Annotated in this window: 6 protein-coding genes; all 6 read right to left on the reverse strand. The window is 37.0% G+C overall.

The genetic code is table 11. The features are described from left to right. Positions 1–283: 283 nt before the first annotated feature. The 6 genes from HMPREF1048_RS04140 to HMPREF1048_RS04160 all read right to left on the reverse strand — a co-directional run bounded on the left by HMPREF1048_RS04140 (position 284) and on the right by HMPREF1048_RS04160 (position 5,196). Positions 284–1,252 (reverse strand): protein rep, encoded by a 969-nt coding sequence (locus HMPREF1048_RS04140; RefSeq protein WP_000660642.1) that lies wholly within the window; start codon positions 1,250–1,252, stop codon positions 284–286. A 264-nt stretch (positions 1,253–1,516) separates the two neighbouring features. Further along, entirely contained in the window at positions 1,517–2,224 is a 708-nt protein-coding gene (locus tag HMPREF1048_RS04145; RefSeq protein WP_050144805.1) for a zonular occludens toxin domain-containing protein, read from the reverse strand. A gap of 338 nt (positions 2,225–2,562) precedes the next feature. Then, complete coding sequence (locus tag HMPREF1048_RS04150) at positions 2,563–4,221, reverse strand: hypothetical protein (RefSeq protein WP_000720311.1); 1,659 nt, start codon at positions 4,219–4,221, stop codon at positions 2,563–2,565. Between the two features lie 42 nt (positions 4,222–4,263). After that, on the reverse strand, positions 4,264–4,404 hold the full coding sequence (locus HMPREF1048_RS13305) for a hypothetical protein (RefSeq protein ID WP_004248381.1): 141 nt from the start codon (positions 4,402–4,404) through the stop codon (positions 4,264–4,266). A 64-nt stretch (positions 4,405–4,468) separates the two neighbouring features. Continuing rightward, positions 4,469–4,903 carry a hypothetical protein gene (locus tag HMPREF1048_RS04155; protein WP_000801501.1) on the reverse strand — a complete coding sequence of 145 codons (435 nt, stop codon included), beginning with the start codon at positions 4,901–4,903 and terminating at the stop codon, positions 4,469–4,471. After that, the gene (locus tag HMPREF1048_RS04160; protein ID WP_000786930.1) at positions 4,903–5,196 is read right to left on the reverse strand and encodes a hypothetical protein; all 294 of its coding nucleotides are present in this window, start codon (positions 5,194–5,196) and stop codon (positions 4,903–4,905) included. The genes HMPREF1048_RS04155 and HMPREF1048_RS04160 overlap by 1 nt, the downstream gene beginning before the upstream one ends. Between the last annotated feature and the right edge of the window lie 303 nt (positions 5,197–5,499).

A 5,499-nucleotide genomic window follows, 5' to 3' on the forward strand; every position in this document is an offset into this window, starting at 1 on the left:
TAGTATCGCTCTCGGTTACCGATTGCGTTCCTATGGTTCGTGAAAGGAGGTGAGCTTATTGCATTACATTTTTGACGTCTTACTTGCTATTATGGCGGAAGTAGCTGCACACTACATCTGCAAGTGGTTAGATAGCAAGGACAAAGACCGAAGCTAGCCCAAGATACCCGTTAATCTGAAAAGAACGTAAAAAAAGCCCTGGAGGACTGCCATCCTCTAGGGCTTTGGTGTGCTATTGCATTACATTTTATAACTCAATTATACCACATTATTCTGTTTTATTTTACTTTAAATAATAATTTTTACGTTCCCAGTTCCATATTGCTACAATTTCACGACCTGAAGAAGTGCCGTCTTTATCCTCTCCAGTTTGAACAAGATTACCATCTTCTAAATCATCAAAATCAAACTGTTTCTTGATTTCTTTGAATAACTTGCCAAAGCCTATCTGTCTCTTTCTATGTAGCCCTGTCAGCATATCATCTACTATCTGCAGTTTCTCCTGATCCGTAAAATCCATTTTTTCATCAGTCACGTCAAACGGTTTTACAGGATATTTTGCAGTCTCCAAAATAGCACCTTTCAAGCCTTTGCCTTTATCGGCTTTTACAGCTCTAATATCAACCATGGGAGTATAGTCTAGCTTCATAGCTTTCTGCCAAAGTTCCGTCCATTCCTCCTGGGTTAAATAATCATCTTTTGACCTGAAATAGCCTGGCTTAACCATTAGTAAAACATGCAGATGAGGATGATAGCTGTCTAATTCTTTGGAATAAGTAACCTCTGTCGCTCTTAGAAAACCAATCAAATTTTTATCGACTTTCTTATACTTCATCAACCTATTGAACCCTCTTAAAATATCCGTCATAGACTGATTGAGTTCTTTACCTGTCACATTTTTAACCGTCAATGTCAAAAATAGAAAGCGTCCTTTTGGCTGTCTAATCATTGCTTCTTCAACTATTTTGCTTGCTTGATAAGAATATTTCATAGAACGTCTCCAGTTGCAAAGCGCACACAGCTTATTTTTGCAGAAATAAGACTGATATAGTTTCTTCGTTCCGTCCGACTGTTCGACAAATTTTAGAACTTCAGCACATTGATAAACTCTCTCAAATGAGCGATAACCTAAAATATCCAACTGACTTGCCAACTCAATATTTTTAAGTTTACGTTCTCTCCATTTTCTGTCTTTCCCTGTTTTTGAAACATCTTTCAAGGTTTGTAACCCTTGATTTTGTTTTTCTTTCATGTTATAATTTACCTGTAATTACAAAGAAATATAGAAAAAGTCCTTGCAATTTTCCTAGCTTTTTATGATTTTGATTGAACACCTAAATTATATCAAAAGCTTTCACAAAAAACAAGGCTTTTTTTGTGCCTAAAAACCCAGTAAAATCAAGGGTTTAGACCTATTTTGATACCCTATTTTTAAAATCTCATTATTTCTATATGTATCAAGATAAGAAGAAACCCCCCTGCGGGGGCTTTCTCAAGGGGCTTTCAGCCCCTTTTTTTAGCCCTTATTTACCGCTTCAGCCATCTTTTGAATTTTGGCATAAGTGTCATATTTTTCTCTAAGTTCTTTCGATTGGACGAAACTTCTGCGCCATAATCGACGTAGCTTCATTTTTGCTTCAGGGCGTTCACAAACTGCGTTGTAATCTTCCGCATCGAAGGCCCTGGTAAAAGTCCACCGTCCTGCAATCGTTCGACACTCGACAACCTCAAATGTCTGCTCTCTTAATTGCTTCACTACACGTGTAAAGACCTGACTTGTACCGACAATTTTAATACGCTGTTTCCGTTGCTGAGTAATCTCTGCCAGCAAGCCTTCAGGGAATTTTTGCCAAGCGCTTGAGTTATATTCATTTTGTATCTCATCGATGGCAAATATAACCCCTTTTAGGCCGTTTCTCAGCTCGAAAAGTTGTTGCCAGCTATTCATAGGCACATCCTCATGAACATAGCCGAAATTGGTACAAATAATCGCTTCAGGATACTTCTTTCTCATGCGTTCAAGATATTCAGTCATAGCCATTGTTTTTCCGCCACCCTGACGACCACAATACAAGGTTAGACCGTATTCTCTAAATTCTTTGCCGTTCTTAATACGATGATATAAATCATAAGACAAAGCGCCTATAAAGCTAAAAATCTTCAAATATGCAGGCTTTTCCGAAAGCACCTCAAATTGCTTTCCTCGAATACCTTTTTTTCTCATAAACAATAACCAATGCTAAACAGATAAAACGGGCGCCCGCAAATGCGGGCTTTCCGTTTTATCCTGCCTACCCTTTCTTATTTTTTTAATTAATAAACGGTATTCGATGTATAAGCCAATTTATACATTTCGTACCGAAAAGCGAAACATAAAAAGTAGATATCAACCCTATACAGATAAAAATATCTCTAAAAGGCACAAATGGCGATGCCTCATATAAAATATTAGATACCGCATTTAACGCTGATACAAAATTATTGACGAACTCAAATGACGGAAATAAGCCTATCAACCACTCTAAAATTTTAAAACAAACACTTAAAATCCCTTGAACCATTTTAATCCTCCGCCACTTTATGGAACTTTCTAGCAAAGAATAAAGCCATCAAAACATAAGCTAAGGCTCTAAACACCATCTTAATTGGCGAAGCCAATTTTGTTGCTGTTGCTCCGTTTAATATCACATAGTTAGAACCCAAAATATTTACACTCATATCACTTATTGTGTCCTTATCATTAAAATCATACCTTAAAGGAACCATCACAGGGAATTTTCTCCTGAAAGTGTCATTTAAACTGCTCAAGCGTCCTCTTAGCCATGTTTCATCAATAGAGAATGTCCACGTTATAGCCCCTGTAATAGCGTCAGCAATCACTTTTGAGAGAGTTTGAAGAAATTCCCATATCTTACTTAAAATCCCTATAATTCCCCCAGGAATAGCAAGAATAGCTTGTAAGATTTTAGCAAGCCAATCCCAAAGCGCTTTTAGTCCATCTAAAATTGCTCCTGGTATGCTCAAAATAGCGTTTAACAATTTTTTTAGAAAATCTAATATCTTATCAAGCCAGCCTGTTCCTGCTCCCACAAGCGTTCCTGTTGCCGTCTGCGCCCCTGTTAATGATCCTGTCGCTGTTCCTGCTCTAACCCTTGCAAGTTCATCTGTTTGCGCCCCTGTAAGAGCATAATCTGATAACGTGCCAATTTGTGGCAACGTTGCCCCTATAGCAGCTGCTTGACTATTAAATGTCACAGTTGTTGACGCTTCAGGAAACGCAACATTTATATACTGTTCTGCAGTTTTTACTGTCATAGCGTTTTGCATCATATTCGCTGTACTTATCTCCTCCCTAACGCTCCCTATACCCAATTCAGGAATAGACACATCTGTAATTGTCACAGGCTTATCCGTTGCCAAAGCTGTCGCAAACTCGGTGACATGCTCACCTCCTGAAGTGAAATCAGCAACCTCTTGCGCTGTAATCGTCAAAATCAATTTAGTCAAATTTCCATTTGCGTCTCTGACCTCTTTTTGTGTTCCCAAATTTATCAAGTTAAAAAAAGCAACTTTTGCCGTCGTCGGCTCAAATGACGCAATAACCGTAATTGAACTTAAAACATACTGATTTACTCCAGTATAGGAACTATTTAAGCTTTTCCAAGATGATGGAGGAGCCGTACTCAGAAATATATTTGATTTACCGTAAATATTATTAACCACATTATCCGAATAAGGGAAATCATGGTCTAGATATTCAAGATATACCGAAGCGTCTAATCTGTCTTTAGTATTTAATAAACCTGTTTTAACAAACGTACCACCTGAATAATCAGTAGTTGGATAGTATTTTGTCATGGTTGTCCCTGTTTTGCTATATGCTTTCAAAACAGCGCTTTTAAACGTATTATCAATTTTTACAGACGTTCCATTTACGAAACTAGACAAGGCATATCCTGCGAGTCTCAACTCATCAGCCACCGCATTTCCAAAGGCTGCTATATCGTCCCAATTCGTGACCACAAGACCTAAAAGCAAAACGGCAGCAAGTCCGATTATAAGAATAGGCAAAGAAGCCGCGCTGGCTCCTGCCCCTGCTAAATAAGTCAAACCGCCACCCAAAGTCAGCGCTTCAGCTTTTACAGTTCTAGGTCTAGAAGTCGTAAAAATCAAAACTACAATACAAAAACAAACTGCTATTTTTTTAATAATTTTTTTCATTTTGCTCCTTATCAAAAAAAGCACCCTTTCGAGTGCTTTTGATTAAAAGAATTTCTTGAGCGTTGATACTGCAAAGCGAACAGCAAGGCTCGCTCCTAACACAGCGGCACCAACTGGCAAGATAGACGGAACTGCCTGCAAAACTGCGTCCTTAACAGGTGCTAAAAGGTCAGCTGTAATCATAGAAAAATCCTCCAAAATTGTTTTTTTTAGGTATAGTTTAACGTCTTTACCCATAGACAAGTTTTTAGAATACAAATTGTTTTAGTAAATGGTTTATAAAGAAAAATAAAAGGAGACCAGGAATGACAATCACTCCGTAAAAAGTAATGACATTTGCCTGCATATGGTACAAATCGTAATCTTTTTCAACTTTGGTAACTATCTTTGCTATTTTTTCATCAGTCTCGGTTTGCTTGCCGTTTTCTTCTGTCAGCTTAGATAGATTTTTCAATTCTTCTAGAATTTCATCAGAATCTTGTTTTTTCTCTTGATTTTCATCTTGCTTTTTCTTTTCAAGTTGCTCTTGTTCCTGTTTATCTTTATCAATGCGCTCATTAAATTTCTTTAATTCGTCATAGACTTTATTTGTTGCTTTTGTCTGTTCATTCAATTTCTCAAGTAAACTTTTATTGTAAGACTCAAATACACTTGAGAGGTTTGAATTATCTTCAGGCTTCATTATGCAGCCACATCAACCGCTTCAACATTTTCAAAACGGTCAAAGGCAACTTTTTTAGTCGCAATATTAACTGTCATGAACATTTCAGCTTTTGCAGGTAATGGATTACGAGCAATCAAAGCATATTGTGCTGATGTAAGGCTATATTTTACAGGCAATAGACCTACAACATTTTCAGGATCTTCATTCACTAAAGGAAGTACCCACACTGTAACGCCTGACACCTGTCGTTGCGTTTTCTCGTCTGTAAAATCATAGGGACGAGCACCCAAAATTAGAACATCATTTTTCATTGTTTTCCTCTTTTCTTTTTTTGTTGTTCACTTATATATTCGTAAATACATTTCAAAAAAAAGAAAAAATCCAAATTTTTTTTGGATTGATTTTAGCCATTATATATTTATTTCACGTTTCATTGACAGTAAGAAACCAGGGACTAAACTTTTAAAATCGTCTGTCGGTCGGTCTAATGCCCCACCAACACGATTTCAAGTTTAATCTGTCCCTGCTTACTGTCCAATGAACTTTCGCGACATAAAACGATTAACTAATTTTATTTTTCAATCTATTACATCTTTTTCTTTTTTTTGCTATAC

The organism is Streptococcus mitis SK575 (genome assembly GCF_000257865.1).
In the GTDB taxonomy this organism is placed as follows: domain Bacteria; phylum Bacillota; class Bacilli; order Lactobacillales; family Streptococcaceae; genus Streptococcus; species Streptococcus mitis_CQ.